Below are 23,114 nucleotides of genomic sequence, written 5' to 3'. Positions count from 1 at the left end.
TTCTCCCACGGCGTTAGAGCGCACCAAATCCTGAGACAAGCTCCGCCCGGCCTTCGGCAAGCCGGTAGGTGACGCCGATGACGGCGACTTCGCCCTTGTCGACGGACTCGGAGATGACGCGCGAACTGTCCACCAGCCGCTCCGCCACCTGCTGCACGTGCTCAACCACCATGTCGTTGACCTCCTCGAAGCCGTTCCGCCGGGCGGCGAGGACGGAGGGAGTGATGCGTTCGACCAGGTCGCGCAGGAATCCCTTGGGCATTTCGCCCGTGTCCACGGTCTGTTTGGCGGCGGTCACCGCGCCGCAACTGTCGTGGCCGAGCACCACGATCAGCGGGACATCCAGCAGGCTGACGCTGTACTCCAGCGAACCGAGGACCGCGTCGTCGATGACCTGACCTGCGGTACGGACCACGAACGCGTCGCCGAGGCCCAGATCGAAGATGATTTCCGCGGCCAGCCGGGAGTCCGAGCAGCCGAATATTACGGCGAACGGATGCTGCTGGTTGATCAGCGAACTGCGACGGGAGGCGTCCTGGTTCGGGTGGTTAGAGGAACCGGCGACGAATCGTTCGTTGCCTTCGCGGAGCTTTTGCCACGCCAATGCGGGGGTGAGGTCAGTAGTCACCCTGCTTACTTTACTGACATGCGCCGGGTGGGGCGTTTCCGTTGCGGTGCGTTACGCCGGTTACTTTTCGGCCGGCTCGCTCTGGGCCAGTTCCTCCACTACGGCAGCGCCGAGGATGTCGAACTCGTCAAGGTCCGCGCCGCCGCTGAGGATCACGGTGAAACCGTCCTGCTCCAGCACGAGGTGCTTGCGGTCTTCGCCGCGGTCGCGCAGTTCCCAGCTTTCCCCACCGGCCTGGCGGTCGCTGGTGATGGGTGCGTTGTCCGTGGTCTGCGCGATCCAGGTGGGATTGGCTTTGTCCGTCTGGGTCAGGGCGATGTGCTGGCCCTTGGGCGTGAGGTAGCCGACTTCCCACGCGGGGACTGCTCCGGTGCCGCCGGTGTTCCAGCGGGCATAGTTGGCACGCCACGGTTCCGGCAGTTCGACGGTCAGCGGCTCATAGCCGGCGGTGGCCGCGGCCTGCGATGCCGTGCCGGGGACGTCAATGTTACGTTCGTAAACCTCGGACTTACTGGCCGGGTTCAGGAAGAAGATCGGCAGGAAGATCGCGATGGTCAGGCCCAGGGCAATCAGCATGCCGGTCACGGTGGCATTGGCGCGTTTGGCCTGTTTTGCGGTCAGAACCGGGGTTGCGGCAGGCTGGTCTGAATCTTCGGGGCGTACTTCACTCACCCCTCTATCGTCTCTTAAACTACGGCACCCTCGCACCGCCGTCGTGCTTTGAATGGGTTTGGGCGGCGCCGGATAAGTCGGACGTGCCTGTCATCACAGACTCGGCGGGCGCCCCGGCGACTATGATCGGAAGTACAGGAAAACCGATGCAGTCCCGATCGGAACTGCGCCCAAGCCACTCGAAGATGAGGTTCTCGTGTCCAAAGCCGCACCGGCCGCCCAGTATTCAACGCTTTCCCCGTCCCTGGCTGTCGCCGACGACGGGCCGGACCGCAACCTGGCCCTGGAGCTCGTCCGCGTGACCGAAGCTGCCGCCATCGCCGGCGGCCACTGGGTTGGCTACGGGGATAAAAACACCGCAGACGGCGCCGCCGTGGACGCCATGCGTTCCTTCCTCTCCACCGTCCACTTCAACGGCGTTGTGGTGATCGGCGAGGGTGAAAAAGACGAAGCCCCCATGCTCTACAACGGCGAGAAGGTCGGCGACGGCTCCGGTCCCGAGGTTGACGTGGCCGTGGACCCGATCGACGGCACCCGCCTGACCGCGCTGGGCATCAACAACGCGCTGTCCGTGCTGGCCGTTTCCGAGCGCGGCAGCATGTTCGACCCGTCGGCCGTGTTCTACATGGAGAAGCTGATCACCGGCCCCGAGGCCGCCGACCTGGTGGACCTGCGTCTGCCGATCAAGCAGAACCTGCACCTGATCGCCAAGGCCAAGAACAAGAAGGTCAACCAGATCAACGTGATGATCCTGGACCGCGACCGGCACAAGCCGATGGTCGAAGAGATCCGCGCAGCCGGCGCCCGCACCCGCTTCATCATGGACGGCGACGTGGCCGGCGGTATTGCTGCCGCCCGCGAAGGCACGGGCATCGACGTCCTGATGGGCATCGGCGGCACCCCGGAGGGCATCGTCACCGCGTGCGCCATCAAGTCCCTCGGCGGCGTCATCCAGGGCCGCCTGTGGCCCACCAACGATGACGAAAAGCAGAAGGCGATCGACGCCGGCCACGACCTGGACCGCGTGCTGACCACCAATGACCTGGTCACCAGCGACAACTGCTACTTCGCCGCCACCGGCATCACCGACGGCGACCTGCTGCGCGGCGTCCGCTACGCGCCCAACACGGTGCGCACCCAGTCCATCGTGATGCGCTCCAAGTCCGGCACCATCCGCTTTGTCGACGGCGAGCACCGCGCCGACAAGTGGGAAGGCTACGAGCGCAAGCACTAGGCTGCGCGCCCGGACTTCCGCGTCCGTACAAGAAAACCCGCTCCGGCTCAGGCCGGGGCGGGTTTTCTTATGGCCGGCTGGGGGCGCCTGCCGCGTTGCAACCCATGTTCAGGCCTAACGGTCCAAGTTTAGGCTTCAAGTAACGCCCTGACTTGGGACGATGTTTTGGGCGTGTTTTAAACATGGGTCGCTGCGGGGGTGGCGGGCCAGCGGAGGGGCTGAGGGGCCGGGGAGCCCCGTCAGCGGACGGGGGTCAGCGGCCGAGCTTGGTGCGCACCTTGTCCAGCGCCGGGCCTGCTGCGGAACGTGCCTTCGCCAGTGCAGGGCCGGCGGCGGAACGTGCCTTGTGCAGGGCAGGCACCGCGGTGTCGCGCAGCTTGCGGGCCAGGCCGTAGGCGGAGTGCATCACCTTGTTGACTGGCAGGTCCCAGGAGCCCGGGTAGGCCACTTCGAAGCCGCCGAAGGAGCGCTTGAAGCGGGAGAAGCCGGCCCAGGCGTGGTCCGGTTCGTCCTCGGGGGAGACGCCCCACATATCGAAGCGGGTCATGCCGGAGGCCTTGGCGTCCATCATCATGGTGACCACCAGCGGGATACCGGCATTGAGCTTGCGGTAGGTGTCGTCCGCCGCCGCGTGGGCGTAGACGCGCGTGGTCTCCGTGTCGTAGGACAGCGCTGCGGCGATCGGGGTGCCCTCCAGCTTGGCGATGAAGATCTTCGCGTTGCCGGCCGGCACCAGGGCCTGGGCGGCGCGGGTGAGGTAGTCATCGGACTGCGCCTTGAACTCGGCCCGCTCCGACACATCGTGCAGGAAGCCCAGCAGGATGGAGATGTCCTTCGGATCGGTGGAGATCTCGAAGGTCACGCCCTTCTTGTGGATGTTCCGGTAGAGGTTCCGGCTGGTGCTTCGCATGTCGGCCAGGATCTTGTCTTCGTCCTGGGTCAGATCCACCATCCAGGTCAGGTGCGGCTGAATGTCGGCGGGCGCCTTCACGAGTCCCAGTCCTGCCAGCTCGGCCTCCGCATCGGTGCCCGGGCCGGAGGCAAGGCCCGCGTCGACCGGCTCCACGCGCACGTAGTGTGCGCCCTCGGCCTTCGCCAGCGCGGCCAGGGCCTCGAGTGCGCGGGTCAGGGCATGCTTGTCCTCGGCGGCGGGCCCGTACGGCACGTAGAGGTAACTGCCCAGCGGCGTCTTCTCGTGGATGGCCAGAAAGGAGTAGCCGTCGCCGGTGGACTCGAAGACTTTCTTCCCGAGACTGCGCTGGAACGCGGCCCAGGCGGCGGACTGCAGGATGGAGGAACTCATGCGTCGATATCCGTTCGTTGATTCACTGAACTTCATAGACTTTCATAAAACTCGGCGAACTCGCTGGCATTGCCTGCGCAGGTGACCGCGAAAAGCACGGCGGGGGAGTCCGCGTTGAGCACCGGATGGACCAGCACGGGCTGCTCCGAAGCGGGGATGAACGCCGAATCTCCGCGGTGCAGGGTCAGATCCGTAACGGGCGAGTCCAGCAGTGCGCTGCCACTGACGGCCAACACCACAACGGGACCATGCTGTGCCAGCGGTACGGGCGTGTCGCCGTCGTTAATCTCGATGCGCTGGAGCTGGAACTCTGCGAATGGCGGGCAGTAAAGCTCCTGGCCGGCGTCCGTCAGCTTCCGTTCCACCCGGGGCGGCTCGATCGGGCGGAAATCCGTGATCTTGAGCAGCTCGGGGATGTTGATGTGCTTGGGGGTCAGCCCGCCGCGGAGCACGTTGTCGCTGGTGGCCATGACCTCGATGCCGAGGCCGCGCAGGTAGGCGTGCACGTTGCCGGCTGGCAGGCTCAGGGCCTGGCCCCGCTGCAGCGTGGTCAGGTTCAGCAGCAGCGAAATCAGCGTCCCCGGGTCCTGCGGGTAGAGCTCCGCCAGCCAGCGGACTGCGGCGAACTCCGGCCCGGTTTCCTCTTCGGGGACGGCAGCCAGCACCGCGGCCGTGTTGTCGACCAAGGCAGCGGATTCGGCGCCGCCGTCGAGCAGCGTCACGAAAGCGCCACGGATGGCCGCGGATTCGTCCGGGCCCTCGAGCGACTTGATCACCCGTTCCAGCAGGGCGGTGTCCGCGTCGACGGCCTTGAGCTTGCCATGGAGGCCGCGGAAAAACCGGACGGAATCCTGTGGGTGCCGGAAGCCGCACAGGGCCTGGAACTCCGTCAGGGCGAAGAGCATTTCCGGCTTGTGGTTGTCGTCGCGGTAGCTGCGTCCGGGGGAGGACAGCGGCACCTTGGCGGCGTTCTCGGCCGCAAAGCCCTCGCGTGCCTGCTCCAGCGTGGGGTGGACCTGCAGCGAGAGCGCCTCGTCGGCGGCCAGGACCTTGGTTAAGAACGGCAGCTTGGCGCCGAACAGGGCGAGCGCGTTCTCGCCGAGCGCCAGCCCGGGCCCGTCGTTAATGAAGTCCGTGAGCGGCTGCTCGTCGCCGTCGGGCAAATGGACCGACGACGGCGAGTCCGGGTGGGCTCCGATCCACAACTCCGCCTCGGGACTGCCCGAGGGTTCGCGGCCGAACAACTCGGCAATCGCCGTCGGCGATCCCCAGGCATAGGGTCGCAGAACATTGGTCAGCCGGTACATTGTGGAGCCTCTTCTCTATGCAGGTATCTGAACGTGCTGGTGCGACGACTTCGATGCTAGGGCACCGAGCATTCCCCGTTCCCGCGCACTATCGATGAAAGGGTGGCCGTGTCGCCGATGACGGCCAGCTGCTGCAGGTACTCCTCGGTGACCTCCGGGGTCTGTTCAGCCGGTGTTTCGGCCGGGGCGGCTTCGGCGCCGCCGTCGTTGGCTGAAGTGTCCTCCGAGGTGCCGCCCGAGTCCGCCCCGTCGTCGTTGTTTGCACCGGAGGAATCCGAACCGCTGTCCGGCTTGGAGCCCGCGTCGCCGCCAGCGTCCTTAGTCTCATCTTCCTGGATGAACATCTCCTGAACGCGAGGGTGGATCTGGCTGAAGTCCGGGAAGGTGACGAAGTTGTCCGAGGGGGTGCCGAAGTCCGGCGGGCCAATTGTCAGCCGCTTGATCTTCTGCCCCTTAGCATCGGCAGCCAGGGAAACGAAGCTGCCGAGCTGCTCGCTGGGAATGTCCGTCTCCACGACCTCCTCGCCGGCGGAGGCCAGCTGCTGGAAGCGGGTCAGCACGGTGGCGGGGTCCAGCTGCTTGACCATTGCGGACATCACGCACTGCTGGCGCTGCACGCGGTCGTAGTCGGTTGCGAATTCGCGCGAACGAGCGTACCAAAGCGCGTGGTAGCCGTCCAGTTCCTGCACGCCCGGGGCGATCCAGCCCTTCGGCGGGTAGTGCTGGTTGGTGCCGGGAATGGTCCGGTTCGAGATGGGCACCCAGCCGCCGGCGTCCACGGTGATGCCGCCCATCGCGTCCACGAGCGCCTCGAAGCCGCCCATGTCTACCAGCGCGTAGGCCTGGATTTCGATGCCGAGGATGCCGCTGACCGCATCCTTCATGGCCTCTGCGCCCGGGTTTTTGGCGTCCGGGTAGAGGTCCGCGTGGTTCTGTTCCACGTCCACATAGAGCGCGTTGATGATGCACTCGTCGCCGCAGTTGAAGCCCTCCGGATAGACCGCGTGCATCGGCGAGTCCTCCGGGAACGGAGCGTTCTGGAAGTTGCGCGGGATGCCGAACATGACGGTCTGGCCGGTCTTGGCGTCCACGCTGACCACCTGGATGCTGTCCGGGCGCAGGCCCACACGGCCGGCCCCGGCGTCGCCGCCCATCAGCAGGAAGTTGTAGCGCCCGTCCACCGGATCGAAGGCGGGCCGGGTTTCGAAGATGGTGCCCAGCGTGCTGCGTCCCACGTTCATCAGGTAGGCGCCGTAGCCCAGCGTGCCGGTGGTCAGCGCCATCAGCGCCACCAGGCAGACCGCCACGATGGGGCGCATGCCCGGGGCGAGCAGGCCGGGCCGGATGATCCGCAACGTGTCCAGGAACAGGAACGCCCAGAACAGCGCCAGCGCCGCCAGCACAATGACCAGCACCAGCGAACCCCAGCGGTGGGTGGCGATGTTGACCAGCGTTGGCCAGTTCACCAGGGCCACGATGCCCGCGGCAATCAGCAGCACCCATACGGTAAACGTCACCCGCAGCGCCTTGCGGCCTAAGTCGCGGTTGCCCGCCACCAACTGCGCGCTGCCCGGGATGAACAGGGTCAGCAGCAGCAGGATAAACGCGCGCTTGGTCCGCACCGGAGCCGCCGCGCTTTGCGGGTAGCGGACCGGATCGGTGACGCCGTAGCCATCGTCGCCGCGATTGCCGCGGCGCGGACTGTCCTGTGGGGCGATGCGCGGCGTCATGACAATTTTGCCCGCAGGGCTTCACCCTTGTCGTACGCGCTTTGGCGCAGCTCAGCGGCGAAGCCGGCCAGCTGTGGCTGCAGCCGGGCGGCAAGGTCATCGGTTCCGGCGGCCAGCATCCGGACCGCCAGCAGGCCCGCGTTGCGGGCGCCGCCGATCGAGACCGTGGCCACGGGAACGCCGGCGGGCATCTGCACGATGGACAGCAGCGAATCCATGCCATCCAGCGTCTTCAGCGGCACGGGAACCCCGATGACCGGAAGCGTAGTGACCGACGCCAGCATGCCCGGCAGGTGCGCGGCCCCGCCGGCCCCGGCGATGATGGCGCGCAGCCCGCGGCCCTGGGCCTCTTTGCCGTAGCTGATCATGTCCTCGGGCATGCGGTGCGCGGAGACCACGTCGGCCTCGTAGGGAATGCCGAATTCTTCCAGCGCCGCGGCCGCAGCCTGCATGACGGGCCAGTCAGAATCGGAGCCCATTACGACGCCGACAATCGGGTTTTCGCTCATAAGTTGCCTTCCTGCGGGTCTGCCCCGGTGCGCTGCGGGTCTGACCCGTCGCGAATGATCGCGGCCACCCTTGCGGCCTTGGTGCGCAGCACGTCCACGTCCGAAGCGTGCCGGCCCACCACATTAACATGTCCGATTTTGCGTCCCGGCCGAACGGACTTGCCGTAGCCGTGGACCTTGACGTCCGGCTCCGCGGCCAGCGCCTGCGGGTAGGCGCCGAACAGGTCCGTGTTGGTCCCGCCCAGGTAATTCTTCATCACGACGACGGCGCCCAGTGCCGCCGTATCGCCCAGCGGCAGGTCCAGGACCGCGCGCAGGTGCTGCTCGAACTGGCTGGTCACGCAGCCGTCCATGGTCCAGTGGCCGGTGTTGTGCGGGCGCATGGCCAGCTCGTTAATGACAAAGCCCTGGCCCTGGCCGGGCGTTTCGAACAGCTCCGCGGCCATCACACCGGTGACGCCGAGCTCCTGGGCGAGGCGAAGTGCGGCCTGCTGGGCGGCCTCGGCCACCTCGGCGGAAAGTTCCTGGGCCGGGGCGATGACCTCGTCGCAGACGCCGTCCACCTGGATCGTGTGGGCCACCGGCCAGGCCTTGGCCTCGCCGGAAGGCGTGCGTGCCACCAGGGCGGAGAGCTCGCGGCTGAAGTCCACCTTGTCCTCCGCCAGCAGCGGTGTGCCGGTGAACCAGTCAGCGGCAGCCGCGGCAGCGCCGGCGTCGTCAATCATGCGCACGCCCTTGCCGTCATAGCCGCCGCGTGGAGTCTTGAGCACCACCGGCCAGCCGGTCTGCTCGCCGAACGCGATCAACTCCTCGACGGTGGAAACCGCGGCCCAGGCCGGGTTGGGCAGGCCGAGCTTTTCGACGACACCGCGCATGATGAGTTTGTCCTGCGCATGGATCAGCGCATCCGGCTGCGGCTGGACATTGACGCCCTCGCCGATCAAGGTCTGCAGGTGCTCGGTGGGCACGTGCTCGTGGTCGAAAGTCATCACATCCAGACCCTGGGCGAACTGGCGCAGCGTGTCCAAATCCTTGTAGTCGCCTACCGGAGCCTTCGCCACGGCGGCCACCGCCGAGACGTCTTCCGCCTCGGCCAGGACACGGAGTTCAAAGCCAAGGGCTACTGCACAGGGGGCCATCATGCGGGCTAGCTGGCCGCCGCCAACAACGCCAATTACTGGGAAAGTCACGTAGTTAGCGTACCGAACCACGTCCCCGTTAGCCCTATCCCCGGCCGTGCGGCACTGCTAACCTTCGCTGACCCGGGCCGATGTCCTAGGAAACATTCAGCCGCCCGACTTAGAATGGGCCCTCGGTGCCCATCCGGCGCTACCCGTTGAGGAAAAGGATCCCGCTGAAGCTCATGCAGAAAACGATGGCCGACCGCGTCCGGGGTCTCATTTCGCTGTTCTGGCGGGAGGTGGCGAAGTTCGGGACCGTCGGCGGCGTAGCATTCGTCATCGACAACGGCCTCTACTGGTGGCTGATCAACGGCCCCATGTCGGACAGCGAGGTCAAGGCACGTCTGGTTTCGGCGTCGGTGGCCACGCTGTTTTCCTGGGTGGCCAACCGCTACTGGACCTTCCGCGACCGGCGCCAGCCGAATCCCGTTCGCGAACTGATCATGTTCGTAGTGATTAACGTCATCGGCATGCTTATCTCCGCCGGGTGTGTCTGGATTGCCAAGTACCCGCTGGACATCGAAGGCCGCACCGAGCTGCTCATCGCTGGCATCTTCGGCACCGTAGTGGCCACGGTCATGCGCTTCTTTGCCTACCGCTTCCTGGTCTTCAACGCCGAACTGGATGCCGAGCCGGAGTTCGCGCACGACCACGAGATCTTCGAGCATGAGCATGCCGGCCACGGGCATGGCCGCGTTGAAGAAAGCGGCGCCCGCGAACACGGTGGTCCTTCCGGCGGCAGAACCGGACGTGACGGTATGGAACGCGGCGGAATCAGCCCAGACGGAATGCCCGGCGACAGCCAGGCCCGCGATGGGCACGTTGCCGGACCCGGTCGCCGCCCGGACTCCGGAAGCTCGTCCTAGCTACCGGAGCCCGGCTCCCGGCTGCCGCGCCGGACACCCACTCACCTGAGCCAGGCGTCCAGCCGCCGACCTAGAGCTGTTCGGTGATGCGTTCATTTGCCACCAGCTTTGCGGTGTCGTGAACCGACGGGTGGCGCAGCACCACGGTTCCGCCGCCGAGCCAGGTGGCCACGGCCTCGGTCAGGGTGGTGAACCAGTCCGACGTCGTGGGAATCAGGATGTTGCGGCTTACGGGCTCGCGGTGCAGCAGCGCATCAAAGGTGAGCGAGCCGCCGTCGTACTCCAAGGCAGTTGCCGAGTTCTCGGCCGAACCCATCCCCATAAACACGTCGCCGTAGGAACGCACTTCGGCCGCATAATCCAGCACGCCCTCGGGCAGCGCGCCCGGCCAGCCCAGCGCCAGCGCGCCCTCCGCCACCGCCACTTGGTACGCCGGGCCGTCGCCCAGCTGGTCCAGCTCATTGCTAACGACGACGTCGGGCTCCGTGCCGCCGTCGTTTGCGGCAGCGTCCACGGTCAGTGTGGCGCCGGTCTGCCAGCCGGCCAGCGCCCACACCACGGACCGCCAGTGTGGCGGCATCGCCAGCCGGATGACCGTGCCGGGCTCCGCGTCCAGTTCCTCCGAGAGCAGGTTTGCCGTTTTTGCCACCCAGTTGTCCAGCACGCGGCCGGAGAGCTCGACTCGTTCGCCATCCGGGCCGTACCAGATGAGCGCGGGGGAGGAGTCCGGGCGCAGGACTGCCAGCAGCTGGTCGATGGTGCTCACTGAATGCACGGGTGCTCCTTGAGGGTAGGACGGTTCGGTTGCGGCTTGCTTCCCAGCGTAGATCCAGCGGTCGCTTGCATGGTATTCACAGATCACATCCGCACCGCAGACACCACCGGTCACGAGTAGTAAATTGGGTAGCAGCTTGCGTATTCCTTGAGATGACGGGGCTTTCCGGCGCGCCCGGCCAACCGACCCACGCTTTCGGGCGTGGCGTGCACGCTTTTTAGCCGTCGGAGTAGATAAGATTCCCGCTTTGGCTTGACTTGGACGACTTACACCCATGTAATTAGGTATCGGATTTGTAACAGCAATGAAGACGCAGCGGCTGTTATCGGGCCATTGCAAATCTGGCACCACGCTGGGACAACGACACCGGGAGGGCTCATGGGGCAGGCAGAGCGTATAACGGACCGTACGGAATTAGAGGCACAGGCTTCAGTCCGGTACGGTTCCCGCGGCGTACCAGCAGACTGGTATGTGGATCCGGCTGATCCCGCGGCGGCGGAGCGCTACCACGAAACAAGCCAGCAGTCTCTGGAAAACCAGGCCACCGCATTTCTCGCCGCGCATCAGGCACTTGCTGCCGACGTCGAGGATCTGCAGGCCGACGAAACGCATGAATTGGCCGCGCCGCGCATCCTGCATGAGGTCGCGCCGCCGAAGGAACAGGCCGTCTGGATCGGTCTGCCCGGATTCGGCTCGGACTTTGACGATGAGGGCGAGCTGGGCTGGCAGGCGGATGCCCTGTGCGCCCAGACTGACCCGGAGGCGTTCTTCCCTGAAAAGGGCGGCTCAACCCGGGACGCCAAGAAGGTCTGCGGCGCGTGCACCGTGCGCGCCCAGTGCTTGGAGTATGCTCTGGCCAATGACGAACGCTTTGGAATCTGGGGCGGTCTTTCGGAGCGCGAGCGCCGACGCCTAAGGAAGCGGGCAGTCTAATTCACCAGCAAGTTCGCGTTACCGCCGTTGTTGTCGCGCACAACGGCGGCGATTACCTGCCCGAGACGCTCGCTGCCCTCAACGCGCAAACCCGGCCGGCTGACTTCCACATCGGCGTGGACACCGGCTCCACCGACGACTCGGTTTCGCTCCTGGAACGGACGCTGCCGGTGGGCAGCCCCGTGGTCAAGGCCTCTGCCCGGGCCGGATTCGGCACGGCGGTGCGCGTTGCCCTGGACGAACTCAAGGACCAGAAGAACGACGACGGCGTCCCGGCCTCCGTTGCGCCTGCCGCCTCCGTATCGTCCCCGGCTTCGGGCCAGGCGGACGCATTGGCCGAGGCTTCCCGCCCGGCCACGGCAGGTCAGCAGGTTTCACACGTTGCGGCGGGTGCTGCCGGCGGTGCCGCTACGCCGCCCGCGGCTGCTTCCGGCGCAGCTACCCAGCCCGCGGCGGCTTCCGGCCGCCGGGTGCAGGAATGGGTGTGGCTGCTGCATGATGACTCCGCCCCGGAACCGAATGCGTTGGAAGAACTGCTGCTCGCCGTGGAAACGGCGCCGTCGGTCACCATCGCCGGCTGCAAGCAGGTGGACTGGGAAAATCCACGCAAGCTGATCGACGTCGGGTTGACGGTAACGCGCGGCGCCGAACGGCTGACCATGATCGATCTGGACGAGATGGATCAGGGTCAGTACAACGGCCGTAGCGACTTCTTCGCCGTGAACTCCGCGGGCATGCTGATCCGCCGCGATGCGTTCGAGGAACTGAGCGGGTTCGACCCCGCGCTGCCCGGCATCGGCGACGACGTAGACCTCTGCTGGCGGAACCGGCTGGCTGGCAACCGCGTAGTCGTGGTGCCGACAGCGACAATGCGGCATGCAACTTCGCGGGGCAACCCGCACGCTGCCGCCATGGCAGCCCGGCGGTCCCAGATCCACCTGCGGCTCAAGCACGCGGCGTGGTGGCAGTTGCCGTTCCTATGGATCGGCACGCTGCTCGGTGGTTTCTTCAGCTTCATCATCAGTACCGTTGCCAAGGACCCCGGACACGGCCTGCGGCAACTCCTGGCCACCTTGTCCGCCCTGTTCCGGCCGCGGGAATTCCTGCAGGCACGCAAGCAGGCCGGTGCCACCCGCAGGTCATCCAGAAGCATCATCAAGCCGCTGATGGTCAAACGGCAGGATGTTTTTGCCTACCGCCGCTCTCTGATGGAGTCCGTCAGCGCCGAGCATGTGCTGGGGGACGGCACGGGCACCGACACCTCCGGCAGCTACGAACCCACGGGCGGTTCCGACGAATTCGCGTCCATGGCGTCGCCGCTGCGGACCTGGGTGGGCACCGGCGCCGTGGCCGCCACTTTGATCCTGGCGCTCGTGTCGATCATCGGCATGTTCGGCTTCCTCGGCGTTCCGGCGCTGGCCGGCGGCTCACTGCTTCCAGTCTCCGCGGACCTGGGCGAGATCTGGCACAACGCCTCTGCTTGGTGGATCAGTCTCGGTTCGGGCATGCCCGGCCACGGCGACCCGTTCGGCTATGTCCTGGCCGTGCTGGCAATCCTCGCGCTGGGCAACGGCTCCGCCGCGGTCCTCACCCTGATCCTGCTGGCGATGCCGCTGGCCGGGCTCGCTGCGTGGGTAGCCGCCGGTGCCTTCACCCAGCGCCGTTCGCTTCGGCTCTGGGCGGCTTTCTTCTGGGCCACCCTGCCGGTTCTCCAGGTTGCACTCGGCTCCGGCCGGCTCGGCGCACTGATCGCCCACCTGATGATTCCGTGGGCTGTGCTGGGCCTGGTCCGCGCAAGCGGCTCCGCGGTGCAGCGGCTGAACCCGGATCCGCTCAAGCCCCGTCCTGAGATCATCCACAAACCCGGCATCAACGGCATTCCCTCTTGGACCGCCGCCGCTGCCGCCGGTCTCTGCCTGGCCGTCATCACCGCTTCCGCTCCGGCGCTGCTGCCGGTCTTCATCATTTTCGTCGGCATCATCTGCCTCAAGCGCGGGCGGCGCGCCAAAACCGTATGGTGGTCGCTGGTGCCGCCTCTGGCACTGGCACTGCCGATGTTCCTGACCGCGATAGACACCCCTCGTGCCCTGCTCGGCGACCCCGGCGTGCCGCTGTACTTCGACGGCGCCCCGCTCTGGCAGCAGGTGATGGGCTTCCCCGTGGCGTTCGATGCCTTCGCCGGGCTGGGCGTCTTCGGCTTCCTCGAGTCCCTGGGCCAAGGCCCGTGGGCGCTGGCCTTCGCACTGCTCACCGGCGTACCGATGCTGGTGCTGGCAGCCGTGGGCCTGCTGCTTCCCGGCCGCAGCGCGGGCGTTGCCCGCCTGTCCTGGCTGGGCGCGATCGTGACCCTGGCAGCCAGCTGGGCCTCCGCCATGATCGCCACCGCCATCGCCCCGGGCGCCATGGTGCCCCCGTTCACCGGACCGTTCGTTTCGCTGGCGCTGTTCTTACTCATGGCCGCCGCCCTGCTCGGCGGGGACAGCGGCGTGCGGCGCCTGCACACCTTGAACGAGCCGCGGAAGGAACGCAAGGGTGCCTTCCGCGCGGTAGCCATTGCCGCCGTCGTTGTTCTGGCTGCTGGCCCCGTGCTGAATCTGGCGCACTGGCTCCTGCCGCAGCTGATCGCCGAGGAAACCGTCGCCGCCGAAGGGCGCGCCCTGACCGACTTTGGCACCGACATGCAACTCGAGCCCAGCCAGGCGAGAATCCTGCCCGCCACGGCCACGGACCGGGGAACCGGGCCCGAACGCACCCGCTCGCTGGTGCTGAGCAGCGAGAGCGGTTCCATCAGCGCCGCCGTGATGCACAGCGGCGGCACCACCATGGATCAGCTGTCCCCGATCTACGCGGCCCGCTCCATTAGCGGCGGCCTCTTCGACGCTGAACGGCGGGCGGACGACGACGCCACTGCGGCCGCCCGGAACACGGTCGCCGTGATCGCCGCTGGCACCGGCGTGGACCCGCGGGAGGAACTGGCGCGCCTCGGCGTCGGCTTTGTAGTGGTCCAGCAGTCGGACAGTTCCGCGGAACTGCTGGCCAACAGGATCGACGCCGTGCCCGGCCTCAGCGCCGTGGGCCGGACGGATTCCGGCTGGCTCTGGCGCGTGGTTCCGGACCAGAGCGGCGACGGCGAGGCCAGCAGCACCCTGACCAGCCGCGTGCGCGTGATTGACAGCACCGGCGCCCTGCTGCAGACGGTACCGTCCTCCTGGACCAGCGCCGGAACTACCATTCCCGAAGGCAACGCCGGGCGCATGGTGGTCCTGGCAGAACGGATGGACCCGGGCTGGACGGCGACCCTCGACGGGCAGCCGCTCGAGCAGGCGGAGAACGGCTGGGCGCAGGCATTCAAGGTGCCCGAAGCCGGCGGTGAACTGCGGATCAGCTACACCAATCCGTGGGGCATCTGGGTAGTCATTGTGCAGATCATTTTCCTCGGCATCACCGTGCTGCTGGCCGTCCCGATCCCGTCCCGGCAGCGCTTTGTGCCGCGCCGGATCGACCACATCAGGACCACCGGCACGGATAGCAGTCCCGAAGAACTGCGGATCGCCGCACACGAGATCGACCGCGCCGACAGGCACCACGCCGACGCGGAACCTGCCACGGCAGGGAAGGAATCGTAGCCATGGCAGACAAGCCTGACAACCAGCCCGACGGGCAATCCAGCACCTCCGGTCCGCAGGAGGCTGTGCCCGGCAAGGCCGGACGCGGGACCCGCAAGGGGCGCCGCGCGGCAAGGGCCGCCAAGGCTCAAGAGGCAGCGGCAGCAAAGTCTTCGGACGCAGGTCCGGCCCCGGCAGCCATGAAGGTTTCTGCTCCGGCTGCCGGTACGACGGCGGATGCAACGCCGGGCCCGGACGGCCGGGAAGCCGAGCCTAAAGCGGGGAAGAAGAACGGCCGCCTGGTTGGCCTTGCCGCCGGGCTGGGCATCCTCGTTCTCGGCACCGGTGGCATCGTGGCCGGCAGCGTCATGCAGCCACCCCGGGCTGCCGCCGAACTGCCGCCCGTTTCGGCTGCCGTCCCCGCGGGCGAGTACACCGGTGTCTGCCCCGAGCCGCTGAAACTCCTGGACAGTTCCGCCGAAGAGGTGGATCCCGAGTTCAGCCCTGTCTCCAGGACGGCGGAAACCCGGGCACGCGCCGTCGTTCTTAGTGATTTGGGCGGAACGGTACCCGGCAGCGCACTGTTCGAACTCGGCTCCGACTCTCCGCTGCGCGAAATCGCGGAGTTCACCGGTGAAGCAGGCAGCACCGGCCGCAGCGAAGCCGGGGAGACCAAGGTCCTGGCCGAAGTGGTGCCGAGCCAGAATATCTCCGCTGCCACCGTGCTGACTGTGGAGCCGATGGGGCAGCAGCATCCGCAGGCGGGGGCGACAATGACCTACACCGCCGAAGACGGCGACCTGCGCGGCCTGGCCGCGGCCAACTGCATGACGCCGTCGAACGACTTCTGGCTGCTTGGTGCCTCCACCACTGTGGGCAGCAGCGCCGTGCTCAACCTGTACAACGCCACCGAAACCGCATCCACGGTGGACCTGGAACTCGTCGGTGCCGAGGGGCCGGTCCAGGCCGCCGGCAGCCGCGGGCTGCTTATCGCCCCCGGCGAATCGAAGTCCATTGTGCTGGCGGGCCTGGCGGCCAACCAGGAATCACTGGCCGTGCATGTCAGTTCCTCCGGCGGTCCGATTGTAGGGACCATCCAGCAGAGCATCCTGCGCGAACTGACCCCTGGCGGCGTGGAGCTGCTGCAGCCGTCGGCCGGTGCGGGCCTGAGCCAGGTGCTGACCGGGATCGCCGTGCAGGACGAGAAAACTGCGCAGGAGATCCGCGGGCAGGCCGGGTACGAGAATGCCTCGCCCGCCCTGAACGTGGTGGTCCCGGGTGCCAGCGACGCCACGGTGGAAGTACGCGTTTTCGGTCCGAAGGGCCAGGTGGCTTTGCCCGGCGGCGGAGTCTTCAACGTGGCGGCGGGAACGGTGTCCGCTATCCCGCTCGACTCGCTTCCGACGGGAACGTACTCGGTGGAGGTGACCTCGGACGTGTCAGTGGTGGCTTCGGCACGGGTGAGCCGGGGCACGGGCGAGGGCGACCCTGTCGATTTCGGCTGGGCTCCGTCCACCGACCGGCTGGGCAGCGAACACCTGGCGATCATGCCCGGCGGCGTCAGCTCCCGGTTCTCCTTCATCGCCCCGGAAGGCAACGCAAAGGTCAGCGTGACGCCCATCAGCGCGAACGGCCAGCTCGGCACCGAGCAGATGGTCGATGTGCCGGGCGGAAGCACCGTCTCGCTGAATCCGAAGGCCAACGGTGCGGATCCGGCTGCCCTCCTGATCGGCGCCACAGGGGACCCTGTTTACGGCTCGCAGGTGGTCTTCAACGGCAGCTCGCCGAACATCTCGGTGCTGGCTGTTCCGCCGGGAACCCAGGGCAGGCAGAGCGTGCCGGTCTTCCTGGGCTACTGAGGCAGCTGGGCTGACGGGGTCAGGAGCGGGTGCGGCCGTAGCTGGGGTCAACAGCCTCGGGCGCCATGCCGAGCAGCTCGGCGGCTTGTTCCACCACGACGTCATGCACCAGTTCCGGCAGCTCTTCCTTGCTGTCCGCCTCCCGCTCCACCGGACGCCGGAAGACAGTAACGACGGCGGGCCGTCCCGGAGCCGCAGGAGTGAAGCTGCCAAGGGGCGCGGGGCCGCCTGCGGCAACCAGTTCCTCCAGGTTCGGCGGGATGTCGGCGACCACGAACTGGGTGGCCTCGATGGGATCCCCCCACAAATAATGAAGCCGTTCCGCGGAGTCCGAGACCCAGCCTTCGAACCGTTCCTCCCGGGTACGGTTGCCCGGGAGGTGGGCGGGCAGAAGCTCACCGCGCAGTCCGCGCCCGTGGCGGTTCCGCCGTCGTTTTTCGAACGGCTTTGATTTGCCCCCAGACTGTGCAGCATCACTCAGCCTGACATTGAGCGATGGTCCGTTTTTCATATATCGACTCTAATCCTGTGCGCCGCCAAAAGCACGGCGAAGCGTGCCGCTGCACGTTCTGGAGGCCTGAGGCGGGTAGGATGCATAGTCGTGGGATCCATACGCCAATGTTCACGCTCGGCCTGTCAACGGTCGGCCATCGCTACTTTGACGTACGTGTATGCCGATTCCACGGCCGTCCTCGGGCCGCTGGCCACCTATGCCGAACCGCACTGCTACGACCTGTGTGCCATACACGCGGAACGGTTGACCGTACCGCGTGGCTGGGAAGTCATGCGGCTGGCCCTGCCCGAGCAGCCTCCCGTCCCGAACACCGATGACCTGATGGCCCTGGCCAAGGCAGTCCGCCAGGCGGGAACCGTCCCCGACAATCCGGACGAAGCACCTACCCAGCGCGGCCTGCGCGAACCGATCGAACCGCCGTCCGAGTCCGGCGGAGCCCGCCGCGGGCACCTGCGCATTCTGCGCGGACAGCAGTAGGGCGATAACCTGAAGTGAAGAAATCCGCGCCGCCGGCCAGTCCGGGCCGTCTGCGTGCCGGTACGTCCTGACGCCAGGATCACAGGATCAAAGGAAACTATCACCATGGCCCATCTTTCCCCTGAACTGCTTGCCGTCCTGCGTTGCCCAGTGACCGGATCGTCGCTGGTCCAGGAAGGCGAGGAACTGGTTTCCAGCGCGAAGGATGCCACCGGCCAGCAGTTGCGCTACCGCATCGACGAGGGCATCCCCGTTCTGCTCCCGCCGGCGCTGCAGGAGGCCGGCCAGGCCGCCGACGCTAAGGCGGCTGGAGCTCAGCCCGCCACCGACAATTCCCCGAACACCCCGGCAACCGACGCCTAACCAACGCCCAGGAGAACACATGTCATTCGATTACAAGGTCAAGGACCTTTCCCTGGCCGAGGCCGGCCGCCACCAGATCCGCCTCGCCGAGCACGAGATGCCGGGCCTGATGGCCCTGCGCGAGGAGTTCGGTGCCAGCCAGCCGCTCAAGGGCGCCCGCATCGCCGGGTCCCTGCACATGACCGTGCAGACCGCCGTGCTGATCGAGACGCTGACCGCGCTCGGCGCCGAGGTCCGCTGGGCCTCGTGCAACATCTTCTCCACGCAGGACGAGGCCGCGGCCGCCATTGTCGTCGGCAAGGGAACCGTTGAGGACCCGCAGGGTGTGCCGGTGTTCGCTTGGAAGGGCGAGACGCTCGAGGAGTACTGGTGGACCGCCACGCAGATCCTCAAATGGCCCGGCGCTGCCGAGAACCCCGAGCTCGGCCCCAACATGATTCTCGACGACGGCGGCGACGCCACCCTGCTGCTGCACAAGGGCGTCGAGTTCGAGGCCGCCGGTGCCGTCCCGGATTCCACCGCCGATGACGCCCACGAGTACACGATCATCCTCGACGTGCTGCGCAAGTCGCTGGCCGAGGACCCGCAGCGATGGACCCGCATTGCCGGCGGCATCCTGGGCGTGACCGAGGAAACCACCACGGGTGTGCACCGCCTGTACCAGCTGGCCGAACAGGGCAAGCTGCTCTTCCCGGCCATCAACGTCAACGACTCGGTCACCAAGTCCAAGTTCGACAACAAGTACGGCATCCGCCATTCCCTGCCGGACGGTATCAACCGCGCCACCGACGTCCTCATGGGCGGCAAGGTCGCCGTCGTCTGCGGTTATGGCGATGTGGGCAAGGGTGCCGCGGAGGCACTGCGCGGCCAGGGATCGCGCGTGATCGTCACCGAGATCGATCCGATCTGCGCCCTGCAGGCGGCGATGGACGGCTACCAGGTCACCACGCTGGAGAAGGTTGTGGACCAGGGCGACATTTTCATCACCACCACGGGCAACAAGGATGTCATCATGGCCGCCGACATGCTGAAGATGAAGAACAAGGCCATCGTCGGCAACATCGGCCACTTCGACAATGAGATCGACATGGCCGGGCTCGAGAAGATCGACGGCGTGCAGAAGGTCGAGATCAAGCCGCAGGTCCACGAGTGGGTCTTCGACGCCGGCTCCGCCACGGAGCGCTCCATCATCGTGCTTTCCGAGGGCCGCCTGCTGAACCTGGGCAACGCCACCGGCCACCCGTCCTTCGTCATGAGCAACTCCTTCGCCAACCAGACCATCGCGCAGATCGAGCTGTTCACCAAGGCCGGCAAGCCCGCCGCGGACTCGACCACCGGCGAGCCGGAATACGCCAAGCAGGTCTACGTGCTGCCGAAGATCCTGGACGAGAAGGTTGCCCGCCTGCACCTCGGCGCCCTCGGCGTGGAGCTGACGGAGCTGAACAAGGAACAGGCCGAGTACCTGGACGTGGACGTGGCCGGGCCGTACAAGCCGGAGCACTACCGCTACTAAGCCGCACCGCTACTAACGCACCTCCGCTTTCCAGCGAACGACGGCGGGCCGTCACCTCCGAGTGTCCGGCCCGCCGTTTTCCTGCCATCCCCAAAATGGGGAATCGTGGAGGATTGATATTTGGGACTGAGGTTTTTTCAAGTACGTCAGGCGAACATTGGTTCCAGTCTTGATCACGAGGGCCAGCCGACACCGGCACCGGAGTGAGCAAGACTCCGGAGTCCGGCAGAGCGCCCCCAACCCGCGGGCTCCGGTTCCCTCCATCCGCGGGCTCCGGTTCCCTCCATCCCAGCGGGATGCCCGCAATCCGCTGAACGCTGTTCATGTTGTCCTGTCCTGGCCGCCGAAGCGCGAAAAGCCGGACCGGCTGGCATGATGAGGAGAGGCGTGCAGCCAGGCTGCACCGAGAACCGCTCACAACGTTAGGATGCAGACGTCATGACCATGAGTCCGGATCGGATCATTCCCACCCGTCATCTGTTTGGGCCGGGGCCGTGCAACCCCTACCCGGAGGCGACCGCGGCGCTGGGCCTGCCGCTGATCGGGCACCTGGACCCGGAATTCATCGCGCGGATGGACCGGACCAACGAGGGCCTGCGGGTGCTCTGGGGTACTGAGAATGGGCGGACCTTGCCGCTGAGCGCTACCGGCTCGGCCGGCATGGAAGCCGCCTTCGTCAATACGGTCCAGTCCGGCGACGTCGCCGTGATCGCGGTGAACGGCCTCTTCGGCGAGCGGATGTGCGAGGTTGCCTCGCGGGCCGGTGCCGAGGTGGTGCGCGTGGACCACGAATGGGGTACGCCGGTAGATGCCGAACGGGTTGCCGCGGCGCATCCGAACCCCACGGTCATCGCCGCCGTCCACGCCGAGACCAGCACCGGCGTCCTGAGCGATATCGCTGCGCTCGGCGCCATCAAGGGCGACGCCCTGCTGATTACCGACGCCGTGACGTCCATCGGCGGTATGCCCATCCTCGCGGACGAATGGGGCATCGACATCGGCTATGCCGGCACCCAGAAGTGCCTCGGTGTGGCTCCGGGCCTCGCGCCGTTCACCATCTCGGACCGCGCCTTCGAGCGCCGCGTGCCGAAGCCGCAGTCCTGGTACCTGGATCTGGGGCTGCTCGGGGGCTACGTCAACGGTGCACCCGGCGGGCAGCGAGCCTACCACCACACCGCTCCGGTGGGCATGGTGGCCAGCCTGGAAGCGGGCATTAACCGCATCCTGGCGGAGGGGCTCGACGCGGTGACCGAACGCCTCCGCTCGGCCGGCAAGGCCTTGCAGGACGGGCTGCAGGAGATGGGCCTGGAGCTGTTCGCCACCGAGGGCTACCGGCTGCCGCAGCTGACCACGGTGATGGTTCCCGAGGGAGTGGACTCCGCAGCGGTCCGCGGCTACCTGCTGGAGAACTTCAACATCGAGATCGGCGCCGGCGCCGGCGAGTTCACGTCCACCGTCTGGCGGATCGGGCTCATGGGGCCGAACGCCAACCCGGCCTCCGTGGCGCTGCTGCTGGGCGCCCTCAGGGAAGCGATCGCCAAGGCCTGACCTGATGGCGGGTTCGGTTCCGGGCCTGTGGGTCCGGAACCGAAGCCGTTCAGTCCTGGAACGGGAGCGAGTGCAGCCGCTTGCTCTGGGCCTGGGACCGCTCGTACTGGCGGCTGAGCCGGGCGAAGTCGCGTTCCCGGCGTTCGGCCATGACCGCGATGAGGAACATTTCCGGCGCGGTACCGGCCGGCGGCGGAGGAGAAACAAAGCCCGAAGTCTCGTTCGCCAGATCGATCGCCAGCCGTTCCCGCGAGGCCGGAATCATCTTGGGCGACTGGACGATGAATTGGGAGATCCGGCGCGCCAGCGGCTCCGGCAACCGCCCCATGTCGGTCAGCTTCACCCACGGCACCAGTTGCGGCGGAATGTGCGGCAGTTCCTGCGGGATGACGCCCACCCGTTCGCGCATGCTGTAGGTCCCGGCAAGCAGATCGCCCAGCCGCTTGGACCGGTCATTGAAGAGTGCGACGACGAACGCCACGGAACCGAGCAGCAGGTACAGCTCGAACACGCCGACCAGCGCACGGATCAAGGCATGCCGGAAGCGGATGGAACCGCCGTCGTCGCGCACTATCCGCAGTCCCATGATCAGGCGGCCGATCGACTTGCCGCGGGTGAGCGTCTCGAGGGTCACGGGCACGATGACCAGGAAAAACACCACCATGGTCAGCACCAGGGCCTGCGCCGCCGCGGGGTCGAAGCCGATCTGCACGGTCTCCGCCAGGAACGCGGTGGTCAGGATCAGCAGCAGGAAGTTGATGATGCAATCGATCATCGAGCTCAGCGCGCGCACTCCGAACGACGCCGGACGCAGTTCCAGGACCACGGCCTCGCCCGTGACGATGTTGCTCATGCCACCACTCTACCGAGCAACCGGTGGCCCGACCGAGCACCCGGTCACCCAACCCAGCACCCGCGCGGCCGTGGACCGATAGGCTGGAGGGGTGGATATCGATGCCTTCACCGCGGTGCACCAGCATGACTGGAAACGCCTGGACGAGCTCAGCGCGAAGCGCCGCCTGACCGGCGAGGAAGCCGACGAGCTGCTGGTGCTGTACCAGCGCACCTCCACGCATTTGTCGATGATCCGCTCGATCGCGCCCGAAAGCCAGCTCTCCGGCGCGCTCTCCACACGGCTGTCCCGCGCACGCACCAAATTCACCGGCGCCCGTTCCAACTTCGCGGAGGATGTTGCCGGCTTCTTTGTGCTCTCGCTGCCCGCCGCGTTCTACCGGATCCGCTGGCTGACGGTGATCATCGGCGTCGTTTTTATCCTGGTGTCCTGGCTCTTCGGCGCCTGGGTCACCGGCAACCCCGAGGTCATCAAGGCCATCGGCTCCGACGAAGAGCTGCGCCAGTACGTCGAAGAGGACTTCGTCAACTACTACAAGGAAAACCCCAACGCGTCCTTCGCCGGCATGGTCTGGACCAACAACGCGTGGATCGCCGCCCAGTGCGTGGCCTTCGGCGTGACCGGTCTCTGGGTGCCGTACGTGCTCTACATGAACGCCCAGGGCGTGGGCATGGCCGGCGGAATGATGGCGGCCTACGACCAGCTGGACACGTTCTTCCTCTACATCCTGCCGCACGGCCTGATGGAGATGACCGCCATTTTCATCGCCGGCGCCGCAGGCCTGCGGATCTTCTGGTCCTGGGTTTCGCCCGGCCGGATGACCCGCGCCGCGTCGCTCGCGAGGGAAGGCCGTTCGCTGATCACCGTCGCCTTGGGACTGGTGCTGGTCCTGTTCATCTCCGGCCTCGTCGAGGGCTTTGTGACGCCGAGCGACCTGCCGCACTGGGTCCGCATCGGCATCGGCGCGCTGGTGCTTGCCGCGTACTGGACCTATACTCTGGTGCTCGGACGGCGCGCCTACAACGCCGGGGAACGCGGCGACCTGGGCCGCTTCGACGCCGGCGAAGTCGCCCGGACGAACTGAGCTGCTCCGTGAACTGGGTCCGGCCAGCACTGAGGACGCTCACGCCGGAGCCGCCGGTAACGAGGCGACTCATCGGGTGCCGTCGGGGTGGCATCCGCGGCCGGAACGCTCCCGGCGGTACTGTCTTTAACAGATGTGGCGAGCGCGAGGAAAGAGGGAG

Annotated in this window: 19 protein-coding genes and 1 pseudogene; 10 read left to right on the top strand and 10 right to left on the bottom strand. The window is 66.9% G+C overall.

The genetic code is table 11. From position 1 onward, the window contains the following. Window positions 1-13: 13 nt before the first annotated feature. Together AC5RWO_RS02975 and AC5RWO_RS02970 are read right to left on the bottom strand one after the other, a co-directional pair. Window positions 14-628 (bottom strand): carbonic anhydrase, encoded by a 615-nt coding sequence (locus AC5RWO_RS02975; protein ID WP_498729260.1) that lies wholly within the window; start codon window positions 626-628, stop codon window positions 14-16. A 60-nt stretch (window positions 629-688) separates the two neighbouring features. Further along, window positions 689-1,300: a DUF4245 domain-containing protein gene (locus AC5RWO_RS02970; RefSeq protein ID WP_498729258.1), complete on the bottom strand. Its 612-nt coding sequence runs from the start codon at window positions 1,298-1,300 to the stop codon at window positions 689-691. Window positions 1,301-1,496: 196 nt separating this feature from the next. Here AC5RWO_RS02970 and glpX point away from each other — a divergent pair, with 196 nt between their 5' ends. Then, window positions 1,497-2,534, top strand: a complete 1,038-nt coding sequence (gene glpX / locus AC5RWO_RS02965) for a class II fructose-bisphosphatase (RefSeq protein ID WP_169991052.1) — start codon at window positions 1,497-1,499, stop codon at window positions 2,532-2,534. Window positions 2,535-2,787: 253 nt separating this feature from the next. Here glpX and AC5RWO_RS02960 read toward each other — a convergent pair whose 3' ends face one another. The 5 genes from AC5RWO_RS02960 to AC5RWO_RS02940 are packed head-to-tail and all read right to left on the bottom strand — an operon-like array spanning window position 2,788 to window position 8,573. Further along, entirely contained in the window at window positions 2,788-3,837 is a 1,050-nt protein-coding gene (locus AC5RWO_RS02960) for a lipid II:glycine glycyltransferase FemX (RefSeq protein ID WP_498729256.1), read from the bottom strand. A 32-nt stretch (window positions 3,838-3,869) separates the two neighbouring features. Next, on the bottom strand, window positions 3,870-5,144 hold the full coding sequence (gene manA / locus AC5RWO_RS02955) for a mannose-6-phosphate isomerase, class I (RefSeq protein ID WP_498729255.1): 1,275 nt from the start codon (window positions 5,142-5,144) through the stop codon (window positions 3,870-3,872). 56 nt (window positions 5,145-5,200) lie between these two features. Beyond that, complete coding sequence (locus AC5RWO_RS02950) at window positions 5,201-6,874, bottom strand: LCP family protein (RefSeq protein ID WP_498729253.1); 1,674 nt, start codon at window positions 6,872-6,874, stop codon at window positions 5,201-5,203. Next, window positions 6,871-7,383, bottom strand: coding sequence for a 5-(carboxyamino)imidazole ribonucleotide mutase (purE, locus tag AC5RWO_RS02945; RefSeq protein ID WP_498729252.1), 513 nt, complete (start codon window positions 7,381-7,383; stop codon window positions 6,871-6,873). Before purE ends, AC5RWO_RS02950 begins: the two co-directional genes overlap by 4 nt. Then, on the bottom strand, window positions 7,380-8,573 hold the full coding sequence (locus tag AC5RWO_RS02940) for a 5-(carboxyamino)imidazole ribonucleotide synthase (protein ID WP_498729251.1): 1,194 nt from the start codon (window positions 8,571-8,573) through the stop codon (window positions 7,380-7,382). Before AC5RWO_RS02940 ends, purE begins: the two co-directional genes overlap by 4 nt. A gap of 173 nt (window positions 8,574-8,746) precedes the next feature. Here AC5RWO_RS02940 and AC5RWO_RS02935 point away from each other — a divergent pair. Beyond that, window positions 8,747-9,304, top strand: a pseudogene (locus AC5RWO_RS02935) (GtrA family protein); the annotation flags it as partial. Between the two features lie 196 nt (window positions 9,305-9,500). On the opposite strand, the gene AC5RWO_RS02930 reads toward AC5RWO_RS02935, so the two are convergent. Then, complete coding sequence (locus AC5RWO_RS02930) at window positions 9,501-10,205, bottom strand: TIGR03089 family protein (protein ID WP_498729250.1); 705 nt, start codon at window positions 10,203-10,205, stop codon at window positions 9,501-9,503. A 378-nt stretch (window positions 10,206-10,583) separates the two neighbouring features. Here AC5RWO_RS02930 and AC5RWO_RS02925 point away from each other — a divergent pair, with 378 nt between their 5' ends. The 3 genes from AC5RWO_RS02925 (at window position 10,584) to AC5RWO_RS02915 (ending at window position 16,602) form a co-directional block, all read left to right on the top strand. Further along, window positions 10,584-11,138 (top strand): WhiB family transcriptional regulator, encoded by a 555-nt coding sequence (locus AC5RWO_RS02925; protein WP_498729249.1) that lies wholly within the window; start codon window positions 10,584-10,586, stop codon window positions 11,136-11,138. Between the two features lie 116 nt (window positions 11,139-11,254). Then, window positions 11,255-14,764, top strand: a complete 3,510-nt coding sequence (locus tag AC5RWO_RS02920) for a glycosyltransferase family 2 protein (protein ID WP_498729248.1) — start codon at window positions 11,255-11,257, stop codon at window positions 14,762-14,764. A gap of 2 nt (window positions 14,765-14,766) precedes the next feature. Next, entirely contained in the window at window positions 14,767-16,602 is a 1,836-nt protein-coding gene (locus AC5RWO_RS02915; RefSeq protein WP_498729246.1) for a DUF5719 family protein, read from the top strand. A 19-nt stretch (window positions 16,603-16,621) separates the two neighbouring features. On the opposite strand, the gene AC5RWO_RS02910 is transcribed toward AC5RWO_RS02915, so the two are convergent. Further along, entirely contained in the window at window positions 16,622-17,113 is a 492-nt protein-coding gene (locus AC5RWO_RS02910) for a metallopeptidase family protein (RefSeq protein WP_498729245.1), read from the bottom strand. Window positions 17,114-17,203: 90 nt separating this feature from the next. Between AC5RWO_RS02910 and AC5RWO_RS02905 the strand changes: the two genes are divergently transcribed. The 4 genes from AC5RWO_RS02905 to AC5RWO_RS02890 all read left to right on the top strand — a co-directional run bounded on the left by AC5RWO_RS02905 (window position 17,204) and on the right by AC5RWO_RS02890 (window position 21,017). Continuing rightward, the gene (locus AC5RWO_RS02905) at window positions 17,204-17,593 is read left to right on the top strand and encodes a DUF3499 domain-containing protein (protein ID WP_498729242.1); all 390 of its coding nucleotides are present in this window, start codon (window positions 17,204-17,206) and stop codon (window positions 17,591-17,593) included. A 105-nt stretch (window positions 17,594-17,698) separates the two neighbouring features. Continuing rightward, window positions 17,699-17,956 carry a Trm112 family protein gene (locus AC5RWO_RS02900; RefSeq protein ID WP_498729240.1) on the top strand — a complete coding sequence of 86 codons (258 nt, stop codon included), beginning with the start codon at window positions 17,699-17,701 and terminating at the stop codon, window positions 17,954-17,956. A 19-nt stretch (window positions 17,957-17,975) separates the two neighbouring features. Beyond that, window positions 17,976-19,469, top strand: coding sequence for an adenosylhomocysteinase (gene ahcY / locus AC5RWO_RS02895; RefSeq protein ID WP_498729237.1), 1,494 nt, complete (start codon window positions 17,976-17,978; stop codon window positions 19,467-19,469). A 438-nt stretch (window positions 19,470-19,907) separates the two neighbouring features. After that, the gene (locus AC5RWO_RS02890; protein ID WP_498729236.1) at window positions 19,908-21,017 is read left to right on the top strand and encodes a pyridoxal-phosphate-dependent aminotransferase family protein; all 1,110 of its coding nucleotides are present in this window, start codon (window positions 19,908-19,910) and stop codon (window positions 21,015-21,017) included. 49 nt (window positions 21,018-21,066) lie between these two features. Here AC5RWO_RS02890 and AC5RWO_RS02885 read toward each other — a convergent pair whose 3' ends face one another. Next, entirely contained in the window at window positions 21,067-21,870 is an 804-nt protein-coding gene (locus AC5RWO_RS02885; protein WP_498729234.1) for an RDD family protein, read from the bottom strand. Window positions 21,871-21,961: 91 nt separating this feature from the next. On the opposite strand from AC5RWO_RS02885, the gene AC5RWO_RS02880 reads away from it, so the two are divergent. Then, complete coding sequence (locus AC5RWO_RS02880; RefSeq protein ID WP_498729233.1) at window positions 21,962-22,954, top strand: stage II sporulation protein M; 993 nt, start codon at window positions 21,962-21,964, stop codon at window positions 22,952-22,954. Window positions 22,955-23,114: the final 160 nt, after the last annotated feature.

Source organism: Arthrobacter sp. B055-34, from assembly GCF_059090425.1.
Note: the sequence above shows the minus strand (reverse complement) of the source record. Positions and strands in the feature narration are given on the sequence as shown.

Coding starts and splice junctions, on each gene's coding strand:
- manA (WP_498729255.1), bottom strand. CDS start 5,144: ATGTACCGGCTGACCAATGTTCTGCGACCCTATGCCTGGGGATCGCCG.
- AC5RWO_RS02890 (WP_498729236.1), top strand. CDS start 19,908: ATGACCATGAGTCCGGATCGGATCATTCCCACCCGTCATCTGTTTGGG.
- AC5RWO_RS02910 (WP_498729245.1), bottom strand. CDS start 17,113: ATGAAAAACGGACCATCGCTCAATGTCAGGCTGAGTGATGCTGCACAG.
- purE (WP_498729252.1), bottom strand. CDS start 7,383: ATGAGCGAAAACCCGATTGTCGGCGTCGTAATGGGCTCCGATTCTGAC.
- ahcY (WP_498729237.1), top strand. CDS start 17,976: ATGTCATTCGATTACAAGGTCAAGGACCTTTCCCTGGCCGAGGCCGGC.
- AC5RWO_RS02950 (WP_498729253.1), bottom strand. CDS start 6,874: ATGACGCCGCGCATCGCCCCACAGGACAGTCCGCGCCGCGGCAATCGC.
- AC5RWO_RS02960 (WP_498729256.1), bottom strand. CDS start 3,837: ATGAGTTCCTCCATCCTGCAGTCCGCCGCCTGGGCCGCGTTCCAGCGC.
- AC5RWO_RS02900 (WP_498729240.1), top strand. CDS start 17,699: ATGGCCCATCTTTCCCCTGAACTGCTTGCCGTCCTGCGTTGCCCAGTG.
- AC5RWO_RS02915 (WP_498729246.1), top strand. CDS start 14,767: ATGGCAGACAAGCCTGACAACCAGCCCGACGGGCAATCCAGCACCTCC.
- AC5RWO_RS02925 (WP_498729249.1), top strand. CDS start 10,584: ATGGGGCAGGCAGAGCGTATAACGGACCGTACGGAATTAGAGGCACAG.
- AC5RWO_RS02885 (WP_498729234.1), bottom strand. CDS start 21,870: ATGAGCAACATCGTCACGGGCGAGGCCGTGGTCCTGGAACTGCGTCCG.